Annotated in this window: 22 protein-coding genes; 16 read left to right on the forward strand and 6 right to left on the reverse strand. The window is 38.0% G+C overall.

Translation table 11 applies throughout. The features are described 5' to 3' along the window. Both JW794_00410 and JW794_00415 read right to left on the reverse strand, forming a co-directional pair. A partial coding sequence (locus JW794_00410) for a hypothetical protein (GenBank protein ID MBN2016591.1) occupies positions 1 to 281 on the reverse strand: 281 nt, incomplete at its 3' end. A 79-nt stretch (positions 282 to 360) separates the two neighbouring features. After that, positions 361 to 1173 (reverse strand): hypothetical protein, encoded by an 813-nt coding sequence (locus JW794_00415; protein ID MBN2016592.1) that lies wholly within the window; start codon positions 1171 to 1173, stop codon positions 361 to 363. A 175-nt stretch (positions 1174 to 1348) separates the two neighbouring features. Here JW794_00415 and ychF point away from each other — a divergent pair, with 175 nt between their 5' ends. The 12 genes from ychF to JW794_00475 all read left to right on the forward strand — a co-directional run bounded on the left by ychF (position 1349) and on the right by JW794_00475 (position 16496). Then, the gene (gene ychF / locus JW794_00420; GenBank protein MBN2016593.1) at positions 1349 to 2413 is read left to right on the forward strand and encodes a redox-regulated ATPase YchF; all 1065 of its coding nucleotides are present in this window, start codon (positions 1349 to 1351) and stop codon (positions 2411 to 2413) included. A 6-nt stretch (positions 2414 to 2419) separates the two neighbouring features. Beyond that, the gene (locus JW794_00425) at positions 2420 to 4657 is read left to right on the forward strand and encodes a DUF87 domain-containing protein (GenBank protein MBN2016594.1); all 2238 of its coding nucleotides are present in this window, start codon (positions 2420 to 2422) and stop codon (positions 4655 to 4657) included. Further along, the gene (locus JW794_00430; protein ID MBN2016595.1) at positions 4658 to 5281 is read left to right on the forward strand and encodes an outer membrane lipoprotein carrier protein LolA; all 624 of its coding nucleotides are present in this window, start codon (positions 4658 to 4660) and stop codon (positions 5279 to 5281) included. A gap of 15 nt (positions 5282 to 5296) precedes the next feature. Continuing rightward, positions 5297 to 6343, forward strand: coding sequence for an NTP transferase domain-containing protein (locus JW794_00435; protein ID MBN2016596.1), 1047 nt, complete (start codon positions 5297 to 5299; stop codon positions 6341 to 6343). Between the two features lie 10 nt (positions 6344 to 6353). Continuing rightward, on the forward strand, positions 6354 to 6827 hold the full coding sequence (locus JW794_00440) for a hypothetical protein (GenBank protein MBN2016597.1): 474 nt from the start codon (positions 6354 to 6356) through the stop codon (positions 6825 to 6827). 96 nt (positions 6828 to 6923) lie between these two features. Continuing rightward, positions 6924 to 8780, forward strand: a complete 1857-nt coding sequence (locus JW794_00445) for an aminotransferase class I/II-fold pyridoxal phosphate-dependent enzyme (GenBank protein ID MBN2016598.1) — start codon at positions 6924 to 6926, stop codon at positions 8778 to 8780. Then, positions 8777 to 9838: a sulfotransferase gene (locus JW794_00450; protein MBN2016599.1), complete on the forward strand. Its 1062-nt coding sequence runs from the start codon at positions 8777 to 8779 to the stop codon at positions 9836 to 9838. Before JW794_00445 ends, JW794_00450 begins: the two co-directional genes overlap by 4 nt. A 25-nt stretch (positions 9839 to 9863) precedes the next feature. Then, positions 9864 to 10793 (forward strand): glycosyltransferase family 2 protein, encoded by a 930-nt coding sequence (locus JW794_00455; protein MBN2016600.1) that lies wholly within the window; start codon positions 9864 to 9866, stop codon positions 10791 to 10793. A 16-nt stretch (positions 10794 to 10809) separates the two neighbouring features. After that, positions 10810 to 11475 (forward strand): CDP-alcohol phosphatidyltransferase family protein, encoded by a 666-nt coding sequence (locus JW794_00460; protein MBN2016601.1) that lies wholly within the window; start codon positions 10810 to 10812, stop codon positions 11473 to 11475. A 5-nt stretch (positions 11476 to 11480) separates the two neighbouring features. After that, complete coding sequence (locus JW794_00465; GenBank protein MBN2016602.1) at positions 11481 to 12977, forward strand: polysaccharide biosynthesis C-terminal domain-containing protein; 1497 nt, start codon at positions 11481 to 11483, stop codon at positions 12975 to 12977. Next, positions 12970 to 15447 (forward strand): hypothetical protein, encoded by a 2478-nt coding sequence (locus JW794_00470; GenBank protein ID MBN2016603.1) that lies wholly within the window; start codon positions 12970 to 12972, stop codon positions 15445 to 15447. Before JW794_00465 ends, JW794_00470 begins: the two co-directional genes overlap by 8 nt. Then, positions 15447 to 16496 carry a glycosyltransferase gene (locus tag JW794_00475; GenBank protein MBN2016604.1) on the forward strand — a complete coding sequence of 350 codons (1050 nt, stop codon included), beginning with the start codon at positions 15447 to 15449 and terminating at the stop codon, positions 16494 to 16496. Before JW794_00470 ends, JW794_00475 begins: the two co-directional genes overlap by 1 nt. A 45-nt stretch (positions 16497 to 16541) precedes the next feature. Here JW794_00475 and JW794_00480 read toward each other — a convergent pair whose 3' ends face one another. The 4 genes from JW794_00480 to JW794_00495 all read right to left on the reverse strand — a co-directional run bounded on the left by JW794_00480 (position 16542) and on the right by JW794_00495 (position 21903). Further along, positions 16542 to 17180: a DUF1211 domain-containing protein gene (locus tag JW794_00480; protein MBN2016605.1), complete on the reverse strand. Its 639-nt coding sequence runs from the start codon at positions 17178 to 17180 to the stop codon at positions 16542 to 16544. A 32-nt stretch (positions 17181 to 17212) separates the two neighbouring features. Further along, a complete protein-coding gene (locus JW794_00485) occupies positions 17213 to 18559 on the reverse strand; it encodes a purine/pyrimidine permease (protein ID MBN2016606.1) in 1347 nt (448 codons plus the stop codon). Positions 18560 to 18620: 61 nt separating this feature from the next. Further along, positions 18621 to 20474: a tyrosine decarboxylase gene (locus JW794_00490; protein ID MBN2016607.1), complete on the reverse strand. Its 1854-nt coding sequence runs from the start codon at positions 20472 to 20474 to the stop codon at positions 18621 to 18623. Position 20475: 1 nt separating this feature from the next. Next, positions 20476 to 21903, reverse strand: coding sequence for an amino acid permease (locus JW794_00495; protein MBN2016608.1), 1428 nt, complete (start codon positions 21901 to 21903; stop codon positions 20476 to 20478). A gap of 289 nt (positions 21904 to 22192) precedes the next feature. Between JW794_00495 and JW794_00500 the strand changes: the two genes are divergently transcribed. The 4 genes from JW794_00500 to JW794_00515 form a co-directional block, all read left to right on the forward strand. After that, positions 22193 to 23341 (forward strand): acyl-CoA dehydrogenase family protein, encoded by a 1149-nt coding sequence (locus tag JW794_00500; GenBank protein ID MBN2016609.1) that lies wholly within the window; start codon positions 22193 to 22195, stop codon positions 23339 to 23341. Positions 23342 to 23409: 68 nt separating this feature from the next. Then, entirely contained in the window at positions 23410 to 23973 is a 564-nt protein-coding gene (locus JW794_00505) for an epoxyqueuosine reductase QueH (GenBank protein MBN2016610.1), read from the forward strand. Positions 23974 to 23983: 10 nt separating this feature from the next. Further along, positions 23984 to 24406, forward strand: a complete 423-nt coding sequence (locus JW794_00510; GenBank protein ID MBN2016611.1) for a pyridoxamine 5'-phosphate oxidase family protein — start codon at positions 23984 to 23986, stop codon at positions 24404 to 24406. A 2-nt stretch (positions 24407 to 24408) separates the two neighbouring features. Continuing rightward, a partial coding sequence (locus JW794_00515) for a DUF2461 domain-containing protein (protein ID MBN2016612.1) occupies positions 24409 to 24896 on the forward strand: 488 nt, incomplete at its 3' end.

Below are 24896 nucleotides of genomic sequence, written 5' to 3' on the forward strand. Positions count from 1 at the left end.
AAATCAATTAACCATTTACTACACTTGTACTTCTCAGGAATCTCCTGGTTCAACGGATCGTAATACCCTAACTCCCCCAGTTCATCAAACCATTTATCCCTTTTCGACTCTGGCAATTTGCTTCCGCACCATGGACAAAAGCCGATAAGTTCATATGTGCCTGACCCGTCATGAATCAGAAAACCGTATTCGTCAAAAATAGAAGAATAATATATAAGCTTGTCAGGGCATTGTAGTGTATCCTTACAGGTCGGGCAGACAAATTCAACCTCCCGCTTCATACGATCGCAACAATACTTCCGGGAGTCTTTCTTCTTTGCTTCAAACTCAATCAGGAGCAACCGGGGAAATTTATTCTCGTCAGTCTTTAAGCTCAAGATCCCAGTCCGATCGCAATGCGTTTATATATATAATTGCAAAAATGAAACTTCCAATTCCCAAAATTGCATAGAGAAAAACATCAAAAATGGAAAGTGGTAGTCCGAAATAGGGACTGATAAGTGCCCCAAGCAGTACTGAAAATCCAAGAAAACCCATCTTCATAAGAAGTATGCCTGAAATTAAAAAACCCAATTTTTTATTTCTGAACAAAGCTATTCCTGAAATGATAAGTAATGGAATAAAAAATGAGAGATCAAAAACAAAGATCGGATTTCCTTCTGGTTGGGTCTTATCTATCATTGATGGAATAATGATCTGCATCCAGGCGATGATGAAAATAACTCCAAGCAACATGATAAAGACCGCAATCGTACGTCTTGGAATATGCTCTGTTCTAATTTCCTGGAAGTATGTTATTTCTATTGAGCCGAAAAATATGATCAAACTATAAAGCGATATCCCAAAAATTGCAACATAAAACAGGAAGAACATATTATAAACTTTATCAAACGCATAAATCCCGTAAGCATATAGCAAATACGAGAGGAGAGCTATCCAAACAAGATAAATCTTTTCTGAAGAATTCCTGAGTTTGAGGAGAACGATCAGAAGCAGAATCGATACAACTAATGACACCACATCCTGGCCGAGAACGCCTGGGAAAAAGTTATCAGGAGTAAATGGTTTGTATATACGAATATTCAAAATCCCGTACAAGGAAACAATAAATGTAAGTATAATAAGTAATGAGGTAAACAGTTCAAGTAATCTTAAATATTTAGTTTTGAGCACGTTATGCCTCCTGAATAAACATATCAGAGATAGAGTTTTTGGAAAAAAGTTCGTCAAGAAATAATCACACCCTGAACAAAGAAGAATATATAAATACAATATATATGAATATATTGGGAACTAATGAATTGCAATAATAATTGACGAATATATGCTCATTTAGAAAAGTTATGCCATGATTAAAATAGGACTTGTGGGTCTATCCAAAAGCGGAAAAACAACGATATTCAATGCAGTAACAGGCAGTGAAGCAGAGACATCGGATTACTACACCGGTGCTACCAAACCCAATCTTGCCACTGTAGATGTGGTAGATGAGCGTGTCGATTACCTCGAAGGGATCTACAAACCTCACAAAAAGATTTTTGCAACAATCGAGTACATTGATTTCATAGGCATCAAGCATGATGAGGTCAAAAAGGAAATATTTTCCAGCGAACTACTCGGTATCATCCGTCAGGTCAACGCCCTCGGTCTCGTGATCAAAGGTTTTGACATACCGGGCTCTCATGCTCAGCCGGAACAGGATATAGAAACCCTTGAAACGGAATTCCTGTTTTCTGATCTGACGATCTGCGAGAAAAAGGTTGAAAGTCTCAGCAAGCAGTATCATAAGGGTGGTAAAAATCCCGATATTGAGAAGGAACTTGCTCTTTTTCAAAAATGCTATGAGTGCCTGAGTGAAAACAAAATGTTGAAAACCTTTGAGTTCTCCGGTCAGGAAGAGAAAATTCTGCGCGGTTTCCAATTCCTCACTCTCAAACCGATGTTCATCATTCTTAATGTGGATGAAGAAAATTTCGGGAAAAACAATAACCTTATCGAGAAACTTGCACCCACATATAAAGTGGTCGAAATAGCTGGTAAGTTCGAGATGGAATTGCATCAATTGGATGATGACGAAGCCCGTGAGTTTATGGAAGAGTATAATATCAAAGAATCAGCAGTAAATAAATTGACTCGAATCTCTTATGACACTCTTGGCTTGATAAGCTTCTTTACTATCGGCAGTGATGAAGTCCGTGCCTGGACACTGAAAATTGGAGAAACAGCTCTCGATGCAGCAGGAGAGATCCACACCGATCTTGCTCGCGGTTTTATTCGTGCAGAACGGTTTACCTTTGATGATTTCAAAGAGTGCGGTTCGGAAAAAGCATTGAAAGCATCGGGAAAATTCCATCTTGAAGGAAAAGAATACAAAGTTCAAGATGGGGATATTCTCTGCATACGGCATAACTAAACACATATGAAAAACAAAGATAAAGAAAAGAAACCAAAATCGAAAATTATCCTCGGATTCATCCTCATTGCTCTTGGAGCGCTGCTCTTTTTCTCCCTTCTCTCATTTACCTACGATGACATCGTTAGTCTTAAGCAGGCGGAATTAACGTTCAAAAAGATCGTTACGCTCGATTTTCCCTATACCAGGAACATGATTGGACCGTTTGGTGCAGGACTTGCCTGGGTTTTCCAGATAATATTCAGTGAACCATTCAGCTTTTTCCTATCTGTTTTCCTTTTTATTACGGGAATTCTCTATATATTCGGCTCAAAAATTGAAAATCTGACGCGCAAACTTGTCTTCATCTTTCTCTTTTTTGTGTGGTTAACCTTATTCTATCTTTCTGTCGGAGGTGCTTTTCCCATTTGTAGAGGAGTAGTCTTTACGTTGATAATCAACAAAATATTTTACCCAATCTTTAACAGTGTCGGTTCAGCAATTATTCTTGGTTTGGCACTATTTGGTACGATCATATTTATCTTTGAAGCGAAGAACATATTGAATTTCCTCAAATCACTTTTCACTCCTTCAGAAAAACAAAAACGAGTAAAAGTCAAGACAAAACCAGAAGCAAAGAGAAAACCTGAAATATCTTATAAAAAGCCAGAAGCAGAACCGGAGTTGCCGACAAAGAAACATAAAAAAGACAGAGCAAAAAAAGAAAAGAAGAAACCGGAGCCTATTGTTACCAAACCTCAAAAAGCTGAAGATAAAGATGACAGCTCTTATCCGCTGCCAAATTATCATAAGATGCTTCAGGATTCCCCTTCAATGACCAAGCAGGCATTGGAAGAAAAAAGAAAAGAGGTCGAGGAGAAAAGCCATCTCCTGCAATCAAAACTTAAAGAATTTGATATCGAGGGTGAAGTGGTAAATGTTAACATCGGACCTGTCATTACTCAGTACGAACTGCGACCTGCACCTGGCACAAAGATCAGCAAATATACATCATTAGCAGATGATCTTGCACTCGCTTTAAAAGCAAAAAGTATTCGTATCGTTGCTCCAATTCCTGGCAAGGATACCATAGGTTTTGAGATACCGAACAATAAATCAGAATTCATCTACTTAAAAGAAGTGCTCGATTCCGATGAGATGAAGAACAATCCATCTCCAACGCTGATTGCACTTGGAAAAGATATCACGGGCAAACCTGTCGTTACTGACCTGAAAGACCTCAGGCATCTGCTTATCGCAGGTGAAACAGGTTCGGGAAAGAGCGTTTGTTTAAATACGATTTTGAACTCCTTCCTTTACCGGGCTCATCCCGACCAGGTTCGCTTAATTCTCTTCGATCCTAAAAAAATCGAGCTTTCATTATATAAAAACGTTCCTCATCTTATAAAAGAAGTTATCACAGATTTTGAGGATGTTGTATATCTTCTCAACTGGGCAGTGAATGAGATGGAGCATCGCTATGATTCATTGGCAAAATACCATGTCCGTGATCTTGCAAGCTATAATGAGATGTGCATTCAGAAGAAAAATGAATACGACCAGATCAAAGATAAAAAGGATGAACTTCCTGATCTTGAAGAACTACCTCAGACCATGCCCTATCTTGTGATCGTTGTAGACGAATTGGCAGATCTCATGCAGAAGATGGCTAAGGATATCGAACGCCCCATCCAGCGTCTCGCTGGAATGGCAAGAGCAGTTGGCATCTATCTTATTTTTGCTACGCAGAGACCTTCTGTAAATGTCATCAATGGCGTAATCAAAGCAAACTTTCCATCAAGAATTTCATTCCATGTTTCTTCGAAAACAGACTCCCGAACGATCCTTGACATCAATGGTGCAGAGAAACTCCTTGGACGGGGTGATATGCTTTTCTCTCCCCTTGGAAGAAAACCCCCGATTCGAGTTCACGGTTCATACGTTGGAACAGAAGAAGCGAAAAAACTCGTTGATTATCTTTCTCAATACCCGCAGCCGGAAATCGACATCAAGCTGCCTACTGATATTGATAACGACGGAGAATTTGCGTATGATGACGACCTGTTTCCGCAAGCAATTCGGTATGCTGTAGAGAAGAAATATGCATCCATCTCGATGATGCAACGAAAGTTCAGGATCGGTTATGCGCGTGCAGGGCGACTGATAGATCAGATGCAGCGTGCCGGTTTTGTGCAGGATGCTGAAGGAAGTAAACCCAGAAAAGTACTCATAGGTATGGACGATCTGGAAAGATTAGGATATTAAATGAAAAAAAATTTAGTCCTGCTTCTAATTATAATGATGAGCATATCACTCTTTGCTAACCAGACTCTGCTTGAAAAATTCCTGAAAAAGAATGCTGAGGTATCGACTTTCGCAGCCAACTTCGAGCAAAGAAATTACTGGCCGGATAGTGATATCGAGCATTTTTCTTATGGAAATTTGTATACAAAAAAAGATAAGATCAAGCTCGATTTTTATTATCCTGAACCGCAAGTGATGCTCGGAACTGAAGATGATCTTCGCTTCTACTTTCCAGAGCGAGAACAACTGATCATACAGGATTGGAGCTACTGGCAAAATTTCATTAATCCGGAATTACTTGCAAAGGAGTATATTGACTTCTGCGAATTGCAATCAACAAGTGTGTATGGCAATGTAACTATTTTTTCATTCAAACCAACAGAGGTTATGAGTGATTTTGCAGAGCTTGTTATCCAATTTTCAAACCAGGATTCCCTTATTGAAGTTATTGAGTATATGGACAATTATGAAAACGAAGTTGGTTTTAAATTTGAGAATAAAGTGGTGAACCAGGTACTCCCGGATAGCATTTTTACGCTGGATATACCCGATGATATTTCTGTTGTTGATCAACGAAATCAATAATTAAAAGGTAAATAAATGATAGTAGTTATAATGGCTGGAGGAATCGGTACTCGATTCTGGCCTTTAAGCACGAAAGAAATGCCCAAGCAGTTTTTGAAAATTCTCGGCGAAGGGTCGATGATCCAACAAACAGTGGATCGAATACTGCCGTTAGTAAAACCTGAGAATGTTTATGTTGTCACAAATGAATCACAGATAACGTTGGTTCATGAACATCTGCCCAAACTTCCTGCTGAAAATATAATTGCTGAACCGATGGGAAGAAATACCGCAGCATGTATTGGACTTTCCGCAGCACTTCTCAAAGACAAATATGATGAATCCGAAACTATGCTTGTTCTTCCAGCAGATCATTATATCGGAAAACCTGAACGTTTCAGAGAGATTGTTACGTATGCTGATGAATTTGTTAAACAACAAAAAAAACTACTTACTTTTGGTATAGAACCAACCTATCCTGCAACCGGCTATGGCTACATCGAATTTGGAAAGGAATTAAATAAGGACCCTCTTCCCATTTACTCTGTTAAGCAATTCAAAGAGAAGCCCAATATCCAAATCGCTGAGCAGTTTATAAACTCAGGTAACTTTGCGTGGAATAGCGGTATGTTCTTATGGGGCATCGATTCGATACTCAATGCAATACAGATACTCATGCCTGAACTGTTTGATTCATTGAAGCAAATCAAATATATTTGGAAAACAGATAAGAAGGGAGTAGGTGATCTTTATTCTCGGCTGAAATCAGTACCCATTGATATCGGCATTATGGAGAAAGCTGATAATGCGGCAGTCGTCCCGATCAATATTGATTGGAATGATATCGGGAGCTGGGAAGCACTTGATGAGATGAAATTAAAGGATAAAAACGGTAATTGTTTTGAAGTGCCGGTTATGAACATAGAATCTCATAATTCTTATGTTTATTCGGACAATTCGCAGAAGAGAATTGCCCTCATCGATGTGGATGATGTGATCATCGTTGAGACGAAAGATGCACTGCTTGTTTGCAGGAAAGAAAAGTCTCAAGACGTCAAAAAAATCGTGGAAATTTTAAAATAGAACAAACATTATGAAAAATAAAGAATTAGTCTTTCGTTTCCCACCATTCCTCAGATGGCTCTCGATAATTGTTGCGATCTTTGCTCTTGTATGGGCACTATATTTTATCACACATGACTTTTACACTGCCGATAAATGGTTTAAAAAAGCAGTTCCTTTTGTTGTGATATTTCTCGTAGGAAATGTGCTTTATAAAAACCTTTTTACCATTAACTCAATAAAGTTTACTGATTATTCAGTAATTTTCAAACCTCTTTTACTAAAAAATATTGAAATCCCATTTGGTGACATAAAAAAAATTGAATACAGTATCAAAGCAGGCAAATCAATAATTCTTACGTATGAGCAGGGAGGAAAATCCAAAACTCTTTTTATTCCACGTGGAATTGATAAGATCATTATCGTTCTGACACTCATCGCAGAAAATGTTCCGAACATCGAGCTCGATGAATTCATGAAAACGGTTATTACAACCAACAAATAACAAAATACTTTAATGAAATTCTTACACATAACCAAAGATAAATTTCTCAGATATATTTTTATGCATTGTAATCAAACACAAAGGAGCAAGTGAATAATGCAAGCAGTTATTCTGGCAGCAGGAAGAGGTAATAGACTTAAGCCTTTAACGGATGAAGTTCCTAAATCACTCGTGGAAGTTTGTAACACTTCATTTCTTGAAAACTCATTAAACGCACTCATCATCCATAAAGAAATAAAAAAGGTCATTATCGTTGTTGGGTATAAAAAAGAACTCATAATCGATGGTTTTGGAGATCAGTATAAGGGTGTTCAAATCGAATATGTGGATAATCCTAAGTGGAACTCGACCAATAATATTCAGTCACTCTGGCTTGCTACCGGTCAAATTGATGATGACTTTATACTCATGGAAGGAGACATATATTTTGAGAGTGAGATACTAGATTTTATTTTCCAGAATAGAGATAAAAATATTGCGTATCTTTCTAAGTATCATTCAAGTATGTCGGGAACAGTTGTTGAAATTGACGAAAAGGGGAAAAAGATGATGTCAGGTGCAATAATTGAGATGGATAAAAGGTTTAATACCATTAAAAGACTCATCCCAGGCAGTGAACAGGACATCCATTTTGAATTTTCAGACAAATATAAAACGGTAAATATTTATTATTTCACAAAGGAATTTTTCTCAGTTTATTTCAAACCAAATCTTGAGATGTATATAAAAACTCATGGCGTGAAAGATTACTACGAACTCGTTCTTGGAACACTGATCTATCAAAAAACCCCGAACATTTATGGGCATATTGTTGACAGAGACACATGGTTTGAGGTGGATACTGAAGATGACCTTGAGATGGCAACCTATCATTTCTCCCGTGGTGAAGATAGGGTTGATTGGCTTTATGGTCTTTATGGAGGACATTGGAGATATGACTGTAAGGATTTCTGCTATCTCTTTAACCTTTACTTCCCACCGCAGGATTTTTACACGAAACTATCCCATGAACTGCCCATACTGATAAATAACTATCCCTCAGCACATCACAAAATTGCAAGTTTACTTTCTCAATGGTATTTTGACGATGGTTTTTCAAAAGACAATTTGATCGTTGGAAATGGGGCATCTGAATTGATTAAGATAATAAATAAAAACCTTATTAATAAGATAACGATCCCTGTACCGAGTTTCAATGAGTATGAAAACCTTGAAAACGAAAAAATCAACTATCTCAATTTAAAAGAGGAAGATGATTTTCTGCTCGATGAAGATGAATTTATCGATTCTGCAATAAAATCTAAAAGTAACTTTGCGTTGATAATCAATCCCAATAATCCAACATCCACCGTTACACGTAAAGAACAGATAATAAAAATATTGAAAGAACTCAATCATCTTGATGGTATTATCATAGATGAATCCTTCATCGATTTTGCTGGTGATAGAGAAAAGTACTCTGTTCAACCTTTTATTAATAATTATCCAAATCTCATAATACTGAGAAGTTTAAGCAAAGAATTCGGGATTCCTGGTCTGCGTCTTGGATATTTACTAACTGCAAATCAATCCATAAAGAGAAAAGTTAAAAAGGAACTTCCAATATGGAATATTAATTCTATGGCAGAGCGATTTCTGGAATTATTCCCAAGATATCAAAAGCACTATAATCGATCCATTGAGAAAATCATAGAGGATCGTGATCAGTTAATTAGTTTGCTCAAGGATGTACCTCATCTTAAGATTATTGATGGAAAGGCAAATTATTTATTCTGCAAACTACTTGGTGAGATCAAAAGTAGAGAATTAAAAGTTCAACTATATTCTAAGTACAACATTCTTATTAAGGACTGTTCAAACAAGACTGCACTTGATGATTCATTTGTAAGAATTTCGATTAGAAAACCAGATGAAAATATCGAGCTCGTGAATGCTTTAAAGGAAATATTATGACTACATGGGAAAACATCAAGAATAATGGTGTGTTTGTAGGTGGACATAGAAAGAACGGTACCACCCTCTTGATAGCGCTACTCGATGGACATCCCGATCTCTTCGTCTATCCTTATGAAACGCACTTCTGGTATGCTTTCTACCCTGTATATTTCTCTGACAATTTTACATATGAACAAAGGAAACAACGTATTATTGATTATGTATTCCATAGTCTCAGGCAAACAATTAAAAAATGGATGAGACTTGATGAGAAAGATCTGAAATGTACGTATAATGAACTGAACTCAATCTTTTCTGAAAAGGTGGATAATTCAGATAGAGATGTTAAAGATTTTCTTGATGCAATAATCTATAGCGCAAGAGAGATATTACCCGATCCCAACTATGAAACGCACAAATATTGGATAGAAAAATGTACCGGATCAGAAATATTTGTAAATGATATATGTAAGATGTATCCTCATGCAAAATATATTCATGTTGTTAGAGATCCAAGAGACAACTGGGCTGTAATAAAAAAAGGCTGGGATAAGCATTATCATACTCAATACGATTCGATGGATCGACTACTCAGAAGTGTTATAGATAGAAATTACATTTCTCAAAAAATGTCGATAGACAATACTAGGATCTATGGTGATGATCGCTATCTTGTAATCCGATACGAAGATATGGTTCATGATGCCATGAAAGTTCTCAAGAAAGTCTGTTTGTTTCTTGATATCAGCTTTGATGAATTATTCACTGAGCCTAGTTTTTGTAAAATCCCATGGGAAGGAAACAGTCTTTCAAACATTCGTTATCGTTCTGTTAGTAATGAGAGAGTTGGCATTCACAAGAATTTACCGTCAGAAGAAATCAAGATTTTGGAATATTATTTTAGATCCGAGATGATCCATTACAACTATGAGCCGATTTATTCTGAGATTCAATGTGTGGATGCAGTCAGAGAACACTATAAGTGGTTTAATGCAAATCAAACTTATTCGATGAAACCCATCAGAACAAATTACGATCATCTGGATGATAAGAATAGAACACGTAAACAAAAATAACATAGGTCCCTAACCAATACATCATATGTTTATATTAATTACGCCAGCTCATAATGAAATCGATCAGGTCGACGGATTGGTTAAATGTATAGAATCCAGTTCATTAAAACCTGATATCTGGTTAATTGTTGATGACTGCAGTGATGATGGAACTGGAGATAAATTTAAACAGAATGGCAAAGATTTAGATTTCATGCGAATCCACAGAATCAAAGAATCAAGCGATTACATGGAATTTCATTATTCACATGTACTCATAGAAGGTATTGCGTCTATTCGATCTGAAATTTCTCAAGCAGATTTCGTTGGGATTCTGGATGCAGATATACGTTTCGGAAAACATTACTGGGAAAAATTAAAAAATTTTTTGACCATAAATCCTGACTATGGTATTGTATCCGGTGTGCTTTGTTCGCCTAACAAAAATGGAACCTTCGTAGTTGAGAACTTTCAACGCACCGACAATCCCCGAGGGGGTTTAAGATTAATGAGGGGTTCTTGTTTCAGAGAAATTGGTAAAGTTCAAAGGAGCAGAGCACCTGACTCTATCATGAATGTAAAATGCCGAATATTAAAGTGGAAAATTTGTATAATAAACGATGTCTATGCAGTAAGTACACGCTCTACGAATGATCGTATTAATATTAAAGCTGGTGCTATCAGTTTTGGGGTAAGAGCGTGGCATCTTCATCAACCCTTTTGGCAAGTATTCATTAGAACTTGTGCCCTTATCCTAAAGGGGCATTTTAAAAGAGGATTTTATTATATTATCGGATTTTATAAAGCATGTTGGCATAGGGAGGAACAATTCCCTGACAAAGAGATACGCCATTATTATCGATATACTCGTACTCTTGAGTGGATAAATATGAGTTTGAGAAAAATCTGTAATAAACCATCAAATATTACATTAATTCCAATTATGGAAAAAACCTCAGAAGAGATTTTTATTTAGAAATTAAGGAAATTATATGTTTAAAAAATTTAAAGAAGTTAATGATTTTGCAAAAAAAACGAGTGCACAAAGAGCAATTTATTCAAAATTTATCGTAATACCTGCAGCCAATTTAATTGTTTCAATGGTTGAAAAGACCAAACTCACTCCCAATGCAGCAACTACTATTTCCCTTCTTTTCGGAATCCTTATGGCTGCTTCAATAGTATTCATATCTGGTTATTGGGGAATGTTCATGGCAGCTATTTTTTATAACTTTCGTCTAATGTGGGATGTGGTAGATGGCACTCTTGCAAGAAGAAAAAGTATGTCTTCAGAAAAGGGAAGCTGGTGGGATCAACTTGTGGGAAAAATCAGCACTTTATTACTTCTCGCTTCTTTGACCTATCGTGTATACCCAAAAAGTTTTTGGATTTGTGTTGTTGTATTTTTACTGTTTGTCTATTCCTCTCACAGGCTTATTACTCACACAAAGAAAAAGTACTCAACAAAAAAATTGTTAGACAAACATAGCTCATTTATAGCAAATATATATTTTGAAATTTCCCGTTATCATATTTTCGCTGTTCCATTTCTCTTTTTGAACAAGCCACTTTGGGTAATCTATGGATTTGGGTTAGTTGAATGTATTTGGGTTGTAAAAACTCTCATTTGTATGTTTGGTAATTTAAATCAGAAATAGATTGTATGTTTTCCAAGGTTCGGACTACTCTTAAAGATTCAATAATTTACGGTTTCGGAAATATAACAACAAAAATTGTTGGGCTTGTTTTATTACCTTTATACACTTCTCATATTACGGTCTCTGATTACGGCATTCTTGGAATTCTGGAAATTACAATACTAATCCTCACTCAAGTACTTATGTTTGGTCAACATCAGGCATATGTGCGGTTTTTCTGTAAACAAGACAATACTGAAAATACAAAAGATCCTTTCTTCACATCATTTCTATTTCTCATTCTTATAGGACTTTTACTCAATTTTTTTGGAAATATATTTTTAAAGAACATTTCAGGCAAGTTTCATGATCCTCAAGTTTTCAAAATATATGTTCAGATATCATTATGGGTCGTTGCATTCCGCTTAATTAACAAATTATGCCTATCTTCGTTTAGAGCAAGAGGAAAAGCCCTTCTGTACACAATAAGTAATATCTGTAAATTAACATGCACGTTAGGACTTACTATTTATTTTGTTGCATTTATGAAAATAGGAATTAAAGGAATACTCATTTCATATTTAATTGGTGAGGTTCTCCTATTCATCATAATCCTTCCAAGAATTTTAACTTCAATAAAGTTCGAGTTAGACCCTTTAATGTTGAAAAAAACATTGTACTTTGGATTTCCATTAATCTTTTCTGCTCTTGCCGGTATGCTTCTTAATATGGGAGATAGATATATCCTTAAAATACTCGGAAATTATAAAGAAGTTGGTTTATATAATCTCGGATACAAAGTAGCGAGTGTGTTGAGTATATTTCTGATACAATCTTTTCAACTTGGATTACAGCCGATTGCTTACTCTATGTATCAGAAAAAGGGAGACAAAAGATTCTATAGTAAAATGCTGACTTATTCTATGTTCGTTCTAACCTGGGCTGGTTTAGGTTTGGCGATTATCAGCAAAGAATTGATAAAAACACTGGCGCTGAATCCTGATTATTGGCTCGCATATACAATTGTTCCATATATAATCTTCGGTCTTCTTTTCAGTGGAGCGAGAACGGTTGTTAACATTGGATTATATATTACTCATAAAACATCTTCAATCGCAATAAATACTGTTATTGCAGCGATTCTGAATATATTGCTCAATTTTCTGCTTATTCCAAAATTTCAAATACTCGGTGCTGCATATGCGACGATTATCTCTTTCATCGTGCTCTATATTATGAGTTACAGAGCAGCACAAAAACATTATAAGGTCCCATACGAAAATAACAAGCTCTTCCTGCTGATTTTGTTATGGATTGCACTTGTCTTTTTATCCTCATTAACCAATGGGTTTTCAATTGTTATAAGAATCTTGATAAAAATTTCCGTTTTCATATCTTTCCCCTTTATACTCTATCTATTGAGATTTTTTGAACCAGTTGAGATTAGAAGAATAGGTGGATCAATCAATAAATGGATGAGCAAAATTCGTCATAAACAAGTGAATAAGGATTATCATGGATAAAAAAAGAAAAAATATCGATATTGAGAATACTACAAACATCGAGCGTGGTATAAAAATATCCCCAATTCAAAGAAATATATTAATTTTTATCGGAATTTTTATTGTATTATTGATCGTATTCAGCCCAATGGTTTTCCAGAAACTTCGTCCGGGTGGTGTCGATGTGATCGGTTCGAAAGGTTCAAGTCATCAGATGAAGAAATATCAGGAAGAGAATAATGAAGAAGTATATTGGAACTCTCCCGTATTTTCAGGAATGCCGTCATATCACAGAAAGAGACCATTAGCATTTTCTTTTGATAAAATCATTCATGACATCTTAGATAAAGTTGTCTATGCTTACATCTGGCTCTACCTCATCGGTTTTATCGGTATGTTCTATCTGCTTCGGTTTTTCAAACTCGGATTCTGGGAATCTGTTTTTGGCGGACTCGGATTTATTTTCATTCCGCACTTTATGTCTTTGTTGAATATCGGGCACTTTGCCAAGTTCCGTCCGATCATGTATATGCCAATTGTTACATTCTTCTTCATCAGTTTTCTGAATAAGAAAAACCTGCTCTGGTTATTAGGATTCATCTTCTCATTTTCAATCCAGATCCGCACTCAACACTACCAGATCATCTTCTACCAGATCATGATCCTTGTTTTTATTGGGCTTTACTATCTTATCAAAATGCTCGTTGATAAAGAACCAAAGCGTTTCCTCGTGAAAATTCTACTAGTTATAGGAGGATCTCTTCTGATAACTGCAATGGTTGCTCAACCGCTCTTTGTGACCAATGAATACACACCCTATTCTATCCGTGGTGGTACTGGTGATGAAGAATCAACCGGACTTGATATGGATTATGCAACCGGCTGGTCAATGCACCCGACAGAACTTCTGACTTTTATAATGCCAAGATTTTACGGCGGAACGTCAAACGAACTCTATATGGGCACCAAAGTCGAGCAATGGCACAATAAACGACTTCCAACCTATTGGGGGCACATGCCCTTCAACCAGGCGTATGACTATTTTAGTGTTGTGCTTCTGATTTTTGCGGTTATCGGACTGATCTTGTGTTTTAAAAAAGGGTATATCAAAGTACTGCTTGGCTTGTTTATCTTGTCTCTGTTTCTTTCCTTTGGGAGACATTTCTCTGCATTTTACTCTGTCTTTTTCAATTATGTGCCATTCTTTAATAAATTTCGTGTGCCCTCGATGACGATCATCATCATGCAGTTCATTATGATCATATGGGCTGCACATGGATTGAAGCAAGTCCTTGAAATCACAAAAAATAATCTGAAAAAGATTCAGAACATTGTCATCGGTACTGGGGTTGCACTTATTCTCATTGGTTTGATTGTTATCATTGCCGGTTCATCCTTCCCTCTCGAGAAAGCAGGCGATGCTTCGAGATATGAACCCCAGGTACTCGAAATGATCAAACAAGTACGGGTTGAAATGCTTCAAGCTGACGCTCTGCGCATGATCCTCTTTACTCTTGTCACTGCCGGCATTATTCTCCTTTTCATCCATAAAAAGATCAAAAAATACATTTTCATCGGACTGGCTATCATTATTCTTCTTGTTGACCTTGTCCCATATGTGAAAAAAGCAGAGGGTGAATTGTACGATCCAGTAAAACTCGAACAGCAGCATTTTAAAATGAAGTCAGCAGATAAAGCAATTTTGAAGGACACCTCTTATTATAGGGTTTTTCCGATTACCGAAAATCCATTCAATAATAATGATTGGTCATACTATCACAACTCTATTGGCGGATATAATGCAGCAAAGTTGAGGATTTATCAAGATATAGTAGAAAATTGTATCCTGAGTATTACAGCTACGCAAGTTCCAATAAACTGGAATATCTTAAAAATGCTCAATACCAAATATATTATCTCATCTACACAGCTTCCTCAAGTCAATCTCACTCCCTATTATTATGATCAAACCAATAAACTTCTTGTTTATCAGGCGACCTATGATCCCAAACCTGCCTGGTTTGTTGGTGATGTTATTACGATAACAGATAGAGATGCTCGTTTTGCTAAAATCAACGATCCCACTTTCGATCCATATGAGACTGCGATCCTTGAAGAACAGTTCGTTCTGCCAATCGAAAAACCGGACTCCTCCTATGTTAAGGTTACTCCGTCATTCAATACTATGGAATATGAAATCTATACTGACAAACCTGCATTGTTTGTTGCTTCAGAAATTTATTATCCTGCAAAAGGTGGATGGAAAGCGTTTGTTGATGGTAAGGAAGTACCAATATATAAGACGGATCATATCCTTCGCTCGATCTATATAGAAAAGCCCGGTGAGCATGAAATAGTTTTTGAGTTTAGTCCCCAAACTTTCATAAAGTATTACAAAATTTCACTCATTGCCCATATTTTTGCATTTGTTTGTCTTATAGTAGTAGCATTACTCACGATTTTCAATAAAAAAAAGAAAGAAAAGAACTGATGTCCCATTCTACATCCTGCGTCATTCCTCCTCCTTTGGTTTCAATCATCGTTCCGGCATATAATCGAGCTGAGGAGATCGATGAATTTCTCTCTTCTTTCGAGAAGCAAACGAAGAAGAATTTTGAAGTGATCGTTGTTGATGATGGCTCAACTGATTCAACAAACCAAGTAATTGAAGACCATTCACCAAATCTCGATCTGAGATATTTTTTTCAGCAAAATAAAGGACCTGGTGCAGCACGAAATCTCGGGATGGAAAAAGCAAAAGGCACTATCTTTGTATTTATTGATTCTGACTGTACTGTTCCGGAAAATTACATCGAAAACCTATCTCAACACCTTAAGCACGAAGAATTCGATGCCTTTGGTGGACCCGACACCTGTCATGATGATTTCCCACCTTTTCTTAAAGCGATCAACTACTCAATGACCTCATTTATTGGAACAGGCGGCACACGTGGTTCGAAGGGTAAACAGCTGACAAGATATTATCCGCGCAGTTTTAATATGGGAATCAAACGAGAAGTATTCGATGCGATTGGCGGGATGAATTCACTCAGACACGGACAGGACATGGAATTCTCGAATAGGATTTATGATGCAGGATTCAAGGTCACTTATTTTGATGATGTAAAAGTGTACCACAAAAGAAGAACGAATCTAAAGAAATTTTTTAAGCAGATATTCAACTGGGGGGTTACACGCATCAACCTCGGGAGAATCGATAAAAAAATGCTCAAACCGATCCACTTTCTGCCGGCGTTTGCTCTACTCGGATATATCGTCTCAGCTATTATTGCATTTTTCTTGCCTGTATTTTTATGGATATTTCTCGGGGAAAGTTCCCTGCTTGTTCTTATTCTCATCTTTGCATGCATTCAATCGACAATAAAGAATAAATCTTTTCGCGTCGGATTACTCTCAATTGTAACATTGCTTACACAAGTATTTGGGTATGGTGCAGGACTTATAGTCGGTGTTATTAAATCACTCTTTATTAAAAAAGGAAAGTGGATCACGGGATTTACGAAGAAGTATTATAAATAAATTAACTTACGACTTCTTTTATACTTTTCTAAATAACTCTTGATTTTATTCCGATTTTCTCCTGCTTGCAATTGTCATAAAAACTGCCATAATAATCCAAAGTACAATTGCCAAAGGAATTGAAACAAAAACCAAGATTGCAAAAGCCAAGAATGATGCAACCGGTGTCAGGGATGCAATAACCTTTTGCCTTTTTTCTGTTTTTGTTAGCGGACAAATATACAAATCATGATGATCTGCAACCAGTATAAGTACTACTTCCAAAGTACTTACGATAGCTACCCAAACCGAGAAGAATGATAACGCTACCGGATTCACTGTATATTCTCCCAAGGTTGCAGCTGGAAGTGGCAACAACGCGATAAATGCAAGATAAAGCAGTTCTACAGTAATGTATCGGGCATTCATCCCTTTGAGCGCAACGGTGAATTTGTGATTTGCTCTCCAGTAAAATGCAATCCACATAAATGTGAACGCATAAGCCACAAGTTTTGGCCACAATACTAGGAGTGCATGTAATAATTCTGGGATAGAGCCAGCATCCTTCACCATCGGTAATCCAATTCCAACCGCTACGAGAGTTAATGCTATTGCAAAAACCGCATCCGAAAAAAAGATCATTCTATCAAAAGCAGAGGTTCCTTTAGGATAGAATTTTTGATCCCAGGGGTCTTCTTTATTCATAAACACCTCTTTTAAAAATTCTTCTTTTTATGTTACTGCGATCTAGGGAGAATGATATTGAGGATAATTGCTGTCAAACCGCCAGTAGAAATCGAAGAACCAAAAATATTTTGAATTATCTGTGGCATATTCTGTAATATCTGTGGTACGAACTGCACTCCCAGACCAAGTCCGAACGAGACTGCAAGAATGAGAAAGGAACGTCTGTCGAGTTTCGTTGTCGAAATAATCTTTATTCCAGCTGCAGCCACTGATCCGAACATTATCAATGTTGCAGCTCCAATCACAGAACTTGGAATTAATCTCAGCACGCCTCCCACAATTGGAAATAATCCGAATACAAAAAGGAATATTGCGACGATCATTCCCACATACCTGCTGGCAACACCAGTCAGCTGTATCACTCCATTGTTCTGACTGAAGGTTGTGTTCGGAAATGTATTGAAAACAGAAGCAAGCATTGAATTGAATCCATCTCCCAACACTCCGCCTTTTATCCTTTTTATGTATAGATCACCCTGGATCGACTCGCCGGACACAACTGATGTCGCAGTCAAATCACCAATAGACTCGATTGTTGTAATAAGATAGATAATTGCAATAGGTATAAAGAACTCAAATTTAAGATGGAACCCAAACTTGAACGGCACGGGTACACTCACAACCGGTAATGCCTGAATACTACTAAAATCAATCTCAACAAGAAAAAGTGAGAGAATGAAGCCGCACACAAGCCCGATCACTATCGAGGTCATGCGCAAAATTTGTGACTTACTCGTATTACACAAAACAATAACAATGATGGTCACAGCAGCAAGAATAAGATTTGTGAAATTTCCAAACTGTCCCGAACCGCCTTTCAGTAAAGCACTTCCTCCGCCCATATCAATCACAGCAACTTTGATCAGACTCAACCCGATCAGCGTAACAACAGTTCCGGTTACGGTCGGTGTAATGATCTTCTTCAGGAAATGCAAAAATCTGCTGATAATTATTTCTATGAACGAGCCAAGAAAACAAAGAGCAAATATTGTTCCAAGTATTTCCCGAGAAGAAGCACCTCGTTCTCTCATAATTAAACCTGCCGCAATAATCGGTGTTAGAAAAGCAAAATCTGTTCCCTGAATACTGAGAAGTCCAGATCCAACTGGTCCGACTCTCTTAATCTGAATGAACGTAGCAACACCCGACACCATCAGAGCCATTGAAATAAGGTAAGGAACTACCGCATGTAGATTCAGGATATTTCCAATAATGAGGGTTGGTGTAATGATGGGAATAAAGATCGCCAGAAAATGCTGCAAAGCTGCAAAAATAGCTTCTACCAATGGCGGTCTTTGATTCAACGTGTATATAATTCCAGATTTATTTTGCTCCATATTAATAAAAATGGAAGCTGAACGGTTAATGTGACCGACCAGCTTCCAATATTGTTAATCCTTATAGAGTTGACAGTATTTCCGCAATTTTTTGTTGCATGCTTTCCAGGTAGGTTTCCCAGTAATGCTCCACTACTTTATCAATCATGAAGTACGGAGTAAGCACACAAGCACGCATGAGGCGGAAGCTGTGTACTTTATCCCATTCGGATTTATCAATCCCTAATCGCTTTGCAATGCCAACAGGGGCATCTCCATAATCAGCATAGGTAAATTCTGTGTGAGAGGTTATGAAATCATTTTTGAACACTGGTCCTGCTACATAAGAACTCAGATCATAAATCTGGAAATTGAGCTCATTCATCTTTTTCAAGTCTTTATTGCCTTCAATATTGAATGCAAAATCAACCATATTGAAATCCGGTTTTGTGAGAGTATCCATCTTTACTTTTGTTCCGTTTATGTTCAGAATCTTGTTCTTTTGGATATGATTGTAGAATCTCTGTGCTCCTTCGATGCTTGCACCGATGAGTCTGCCATAACCTGTTATGTTCAAAGGTAAAACTCTATGGGCAACCCATACCGCTGCTGCGGTTGCTCCAGCTTTAGAACCTTCAAGGATATAGCTTCCAAGTAATGCGGGAACTTTGGTTCCTTTCTCAAATGTATACGCGGCAAAGTAGGAAATCGCATCGGTCATTCTTCTATCTTTTATCGTGATACCTCCTGCTGCGTAGGGCACATAACCCATCTTGTGCGGATCTATGGTAACGGAGTCTGACTCTTCGATCGCTTTGAATGCATTGTACACATCCATGCTTGGCCAATCGATCTCATCCTTATTGATAATGCCGTCTTTATGCAATCGGAGTCTCAGTTCATCATACGGGATAAATTTGAAATTCTCATCAAGAAAGATCGAACGTGCATAACCACCATAAGCAGCATCGATATGCAGATAGAAAGAGATTCCTTTCTTTTCTAGTTCCTTTCTAAGGGCAACGACCTGGTCGACATGATCAACTGCGCCTTCTTCTGTGCTTCCAACTACTGCAACGACTCCGAGTATGGGTATCTCCTTACTTACCAGATCATCAATCGTCTTTTTAAGCACATCGATATCCATTCTGTAATGTTCATCAACCTGGATGGAGATCACATTGTTCAATCCGAGTCCGATAATTTCACCGGCTTTTACCCATGAATAATGTTTTGTTTGCGGAACGATCCATTTACCAAGCTGTTTCTGAACGATGCCTGTTCCTCGAACAGATTTATCTCTGATCTCATCCCAGATATCTTTCACGTTCTCGGATAGATCGAGGATCTGCTCAACAGTCATATTTGCAAGCTGCCAGTCTGATTTTCCTTCCACCAGTTTCGGGCGCAATTCTTTGATTGCAAAAGGTATCGACGTAAGATTTCTGGCATACCATATCGCTTCAAGGTTTGCCACGCTACCGTCTGTACAGATGTGTCCCCATGCTTTTTCGCGGTCATAGCCCATGAGGTCTGCAAAATCATACCCGCATTCTAGTTCCATTGGAGACGTTGCAGTGGAAGCTTCATATGCAACGTTGTTCGGATTGTATAACATTGCAGCAATATAGCCGATCATTGCAGGCATCAGAATATCTGCATTCATATGTCCGAGATAGCGCGGGGAATGCCAAGGCATTGACGTCTCTTTAAGTTTTGCACACACTGTATCGATCACCTGGTGAACCTTTTCCTCGGTCATTCTGAAGTCTTTCTGATCCTTCTCATGCAAGGTGATAACAGGATCATCTTCCGGATGAAAATCTTTTCTCCAGAAAAGATGCTCATTTATCACATCGATGACCTTCTCCTTAAAGAATTTACCATTCTCGGATTTAGGTCCTAAAAATAATCCGTTAATATCAATTTTATCCATGTTATTCTCCTTTATTTTCTTCTTTTTTGTTTTCTACTGCTTTCCATTCTGGCTTCCTGCATGCATAAATAATGATCGGAAGACTGACGAATACGATCAACCCAAGCGCCATGAAGATCACATAAAAGGTTGGACTCCCGATCTTAAGATTTGCAGGTGGGAAAAAACTAATCACGATTACAAAAAGCATGGTAAGAAATCCAAGCCCTCCAACGATCCACATGCCAACATTTCCTCCCGGAACTCGATAGGTTCGTTTTACATTCGGATATTTATATCTCAACTTGATACCAGCAGCAAATAAGAGCAAATACATAACTGCGTACAGCACCGTCGTCAGGATAAGCACCATGAAGAAACCTGCATTTACTGCCGGGACAACCACGTAAATAAGTGCAACCAGCGTGATCATGCTTGCCTGGACCAGCACGAAATGTATTGGCACACCAGCACTATTAGTCTTCTGCCACCATCTGGGCATAAAGCCATTCTTTGCTACCTGGAGCATTGCCGTGGAAGGTCCAAGCACCCAGGTGCTGAGTTGACCAAAAGCACCGACTGCTGCCATGAATGCCACAACAGGAATAAGCCAATTGACATTTTGCTGATTAAAGAACACTGTAAATGTTTGCATTATACCTGATGCCAAGTTAATTGAACTTCTTGGTTCAGCGATCTCTATAGCAAAAGCGCCGAAGATATTCATCAGCATAATAAGCACTGCCGCAACGAGCATGGCAAGAGGATAGTTCTTCTGGGGATTACTCACTTCATTAGCATGCACCGAAGATACCTCCATTCCTGAGTAAAGAAAGATTATCCCCACAAAGAATGCAAGGTTTCCGATGCTTGAAAAATTTGGAAATAATTGTCCCCACGAAAACTTCGGAAGCTGAATGGGGTTTTTCCCAAGAAAGTATGCTAATCCAAATCCGAGAATCAATATGAAAGGAATAAGCACACCTACCAGGAAGCCAACCGAGCTGATCAAACTCCCGGACTTCAATCCCTTTAAGTTGAAGATCGTAGCCACCCAATAAATAGCAATTGTGACAACTGCTATATAGATATTATTATTTGCAAGCTCCGGCTTAAAAATAAAAGCGATCATCGCTGCGATGAACGATCCGATCATGACCATGCCGAAGAACATCTGCACCCAGAGCATCCATGAGCCGATGAAAGCAGCCCTGTCACCAAAAGCAAGCTTTATCCATTTGTAAACACCACCTGCAGATGGCCATCCGGTTGCCAGCTCAGCCGAGATAAGCGCAGTTGGGATAAGAAAGATGATCGCAGCCACAAGCATGTAGAATATCTGCGCCCAGCCAGTTTCTGCCAGCATAGGTAAATTCCTTATACTCATAATGAACGCAAGCGTTATCATCACAAGTTTAAAAAGATTTAATTTGTGCGTGCTTTTTTCCATTCATTTTCTCCTTCTTATATTCATGCATTTCATGTATACAAAATTCTCAATTTCTTTTTATTTTGATGTCAATAAAAATAGAAAATTTTGAGGGAAATTTTAGTCATTTAAACGTATTATTAAATTCTGATGAACATTTAGGATATTAACAAAACATAATTCTTTTTTGAATTCAACGTGAGGTATGAAGTAATTATAAAACAAACCTCACTTTAACCCCAATCCCGTATAACTTGACTAATTTAAAGCCCATTTCATTTAGGTAAAAATTCAAAATTCCGGAGGTTCTATGGAATACTTCTTAACAGAAGAACAGCAGGAAATCAAAGCGCTTGCACGGCAACTTGCTGAAGAAAAAATAAAACCAGTACGAGAAGAATATGACGAAGAAGGGATCTTCCCCTGGGATATAGTCAAGCAGATGGCTCAGACCGATCTTTTCCGTGTCATGCTGCCGGAAGAGTATGAAGGATTCGGCGGCAAGGTCATGGACCTTGTGGTCATGATGGAAGAGTTATGCCGTGTGGACAGCGGTATTGCACTGGCACTTGGCGGTACCGGACTCGGTATGTACCCGATCCTGCTCAGCGGGAATGATGAACAAAAACAGAAATATCTCCCATCAATCGCAGATGGGGTAAAGTTAGCAGCTTTTGCTCTTACCGAAGCAAATGCCGGCTCCGATGCAGGCGGCATCAAGACAACTGCCACAAAAGATGGAGATCACTATATATTGAACGGCACAAAGCAATGGATCACCAATGGCGGTGAAGCGGACATTTACACCGTTTTCGCGCTTACGGATAAGTCAAAAGGTGCTCGTGGCGCATCGGCATTTATCGTGGAAAAAGGCACTGAGGGATTCAGTTTCGGCAAGAAAGAAAATAAGATGGGAATCCGTGCTTCCTGTACAAGAGAGCTCATATTTGAAGATGTAAAAGTACCAGCTGAAAATCTCATTGGCAGAGAAGGAATGGGATTCATGATCGCAATGAAAACCCTTGACAAATCACGTCCAATGGTTGCCTCTCAAGCGCTTGGAATTGCACAGGGCGCAATGGAAGAAGCAGTTCGATATTCCCATGAACGCCATCAATTCGGCAATCCGATCTCTGCATTTCAAGCAGTCCAATTCATGCTTGCAGATATGGCGATCAAGGTTGAAGCTGCGCGTTCTCTCATCTATGCAACAGCCCGTATGATGGACTCTGGTGAAAAAAGATACAGTATGGAATCTGCAATGTGCAAAACCTTTGCGTCGGACATAGCAATGGAAGTGACCACCGATGCAGTGCAGGTGCTTGGTGGTTACGGTTACATGAAGGAATATCCTGTTGAAAAAATGATGCGTGATGCAAAAATAACTCAAATTTACGAAGGTACGAACCAGATACAAAGAATGGTCATCGCATCACATCTTCTTAAACAATACAAGTAAAGAGAATGTCTAATATCGAATTTCTAATTTCTAATTTCCAGTTTCCATTTTCAAATCTCTAATTTAATATGCCTAAGCTTCTTTTTCATATCTGCTGCGCACCGTGCTTTATCGCGCCATACGAACACCTCAAAAAGGAATTTGACATCACTGGCTTATGGTACAATCCTAATATTCAACCCTACCAGGAGTTTCAAAAACGATTAGAAGAAGTGGAGCGATTTGAAAATAATCACGACCTTCGTATAATCTACCACAAAGACTATCTCCTTGAAAAATGGCTTCGGAATGTTGTTTTCAGGGAGCATGAGCGATGCAGAATATGCTATCAGGACAGACTTGAACAAACTGCCAGATATGCGAAAAAAGGTAAATTCGATTATTTCACATCGACGCTTCTCTACAGCAAATTTCAGGATCATGAAGTCATGAAGAATATCGCAGAAACGCTTGCAAAAGAATATGGCGTGAAATTCCTGTATAGAGACCTCCGTGAATTCTGGAAAGAAGGTATCGAGCGTTCTAAAACTGAAGATATGTATCGTCAGAAATATTGCGGGTGTATTTACAGTGAAAAAGAACGATATTATCATCCTGATAAAAGAGTAAAACAAGATTCCGACCTTGTTTAAAGGAAATAATATGGAAAATAACCTTAAAACAGAAATTTTCTCCTATTTCAAGCAGATGCAAACTGTCTTTTTCGCAACCTGCGATGAAGAACGCCCGTATGTTCGACCCATGCTGTTATTGTATGTTGATAAAAAATTCTGGGTAGCAACGGGTGCCAATGATGCAAAAACCCCACAGCTGAAAAACAATCCACATTTTGAGTTCTGTTATTTCATCGAAAAGGAACAAGATCATGGCTACATTCGAGGTTCTGGAGTTGTTGAATTCATAGCTGATCTGAATTTGCGAAAGAAATTCATCGATAATTTTGGTTACATTAGACATTATTGGCAGAAGCAAGACAACCCTAACTATATTTTACTTGAATGTATGATCAAGAATTTCGAGTTCATCCGTCCCGGTGAAAATACTTCTGATAAATTGGAATTGTAACCATGGAAATATTTAAAGGTTTTGATAAAAAAACACTAATATTTTACAGGCAGCTTTCATCTCACAACAGTAGAGAGTGGTTTGAAAAACATAGAAAAGAATACGATGATTTCGTTCTGAAACCAGCGCAGGAATTCGTCATGGCAATGGGTGAGAAACTCAGAGAACTCTCACCTGACATTCATGCAATTCCAAAAGTAGATAAGACGATCTTCCGCATCCATCGAGACATCAGATTCAGTCCTGATAAAACTCCCTACAAGACCCATCTTGCTTTCTTTTTCTGGGATGGTCCGCGTAAGAAAAATGATAATCCGGGCTATTATCTGCAAATCGATGCACAGAAAGTATTCATCGGACTCGGTTTATATATTTTCCCAAAAGACATTCTCGAAACCTACCGGGAACTCATTGCCAAATCACGAGAAGCAGAGAAGCTACAAGCAATTCTCCAGCAGATCAGAGATAAAGGATACGGCGCAGGTGGTCA

The organism is Candidatus Cloacimonadota bacterium (genome assembly GCA_016932035.1).
In the GTDB taxonomy this organism is placed as follows: Bacteria; Cloacimonadota; Cloacimonadia; order JGIOTU-2; family JGIOTU-2; genus Celaenobacter.

Bases quoted from the DNA above. Each gene is read 5' to 3' on its own strand.
- JW794_00450 (MBN2016599.1), top strand. From the start codon at position 8,777: ATGACTACATGGGAAAACATCAAGAATAATGGTGTGTTTGTAGGTGGA.
- JW794_00455 (MBN2016600.1), top strand. From the start codon at position 9,864: ATGTTTATATTAATTACGCCAGCTCATAATGAAATCGATCAGGTCGAC.
- JW794_00430 (MBN2016595.1), top strand. From the start codon at position 4,658: ATGAAAAAAAATTTAGTCCTGCTTCTAATTATAATGATGAGCATATCA.
- JW794_00490 (MBN2016607.1), bottom strand. From the start codon at position 20,474: ATGGATAAAATTGATATTAACGGATTATTTTTAGGACCTAAATCCGAG.
- JW794_00505 (MBN2016610.1), top strand. From the start codon at position 23,410: ATGCCTAAGCTTCTTTTTCATATCTGCTGCGCACCGTGCTTTATCGCG.
- JW794_00470 (MBN2016603.1), top strand. From the start codon at position 12,970: ATGGATAAAAAAAGAAAAAATATCGATATTGAGAATACTACAAACATC.
- JW794_00460 (MBN2016601.1), top strand. From the start codon at position 10,810: ATGTTTAAAAAATTTAAAGAAGTTAATGATTTTGCAAAAAAAACGAGT.
- JW794_00510 (MBN2016611.1), top strand. From the start codon at position 23,984: ATGGAAAATAACCTTAAAACAGAAATTTTCTCCTATTTCAAGCAGATG.
- JW794_00435 (MBN2016596.1), top strand. From the start codon at position 5,297: ATGATAGTAGTTATAATGGCTGGAGGAATCGGTACTCGATTCTGGCCT.
- JW794_00465 (MBN2016602.1), top strand. From the start codon at position 11,481: ATGTTTTCCAAGGTTCGGACTACTCTTAAAGATTCAATAATTTACGGT.
- JW794_00425 (MBN2016594.1), top strand. From the start codon at position 2,420: ATGAAAAACAAAGATAAAGAAAAGAAACCAAAATCGAAAATTATCCTC.
- JW794_00485 (MBN2016606.1), bottom strand. From the start codon at position 18,559: ATGGAGCAAAATAAATCTGGAATTATATACACGTTGAATCAAAGACCG.
- JW794_00500 (MBN2016609.1), top strand. From the start codon at position 22,193: ATGGAATACTTCTTAACAGAAGAACAGCAGGAAATCAAAGCGCTTGCA.
- JW794_00495 (MBN2016608.1), bottom strand. From the start codon at position 21,903: ATGGAAAAAAGCACGCACAAATTAAATCTTTTTAAACTTGTGATGATA.
- JW794_00440 (MBN2016597.1), top strand. From the start codon at position 6,354: ATGAAAAATAAAGAATTAGTCTTTCGTTTCCCACCATTCCTCAGATGG.
- JW794_00445 (MBN2016598.1), top strand. From the start codon at position 6,924: ATGCAAGCAGTTATTCTGGCAGCAGGAAGAGGTAATAGACTTAAGCCT.
- JW794_00480 (MBN2016605.1), bottom strand. From the start codon at position 17,180: ATGAATAAAGAAGACCCCTGGGATCAAAAATTCTATCCTAAAGGAACC.
- JW794_00475 (MBN2016604.1), top strand. From the start codon at position 15,447: ATGTCCCATTCTACATCCTGCGTCATTCCTCCTCCTTTGGTTTCAATC.
- ychF (MBN2016593.1), top strand. From the start codon at position 1,349: ATGATTAAAATAGGACTTGTGGGTCTATCCAAAAGCGGAAAAACAACG.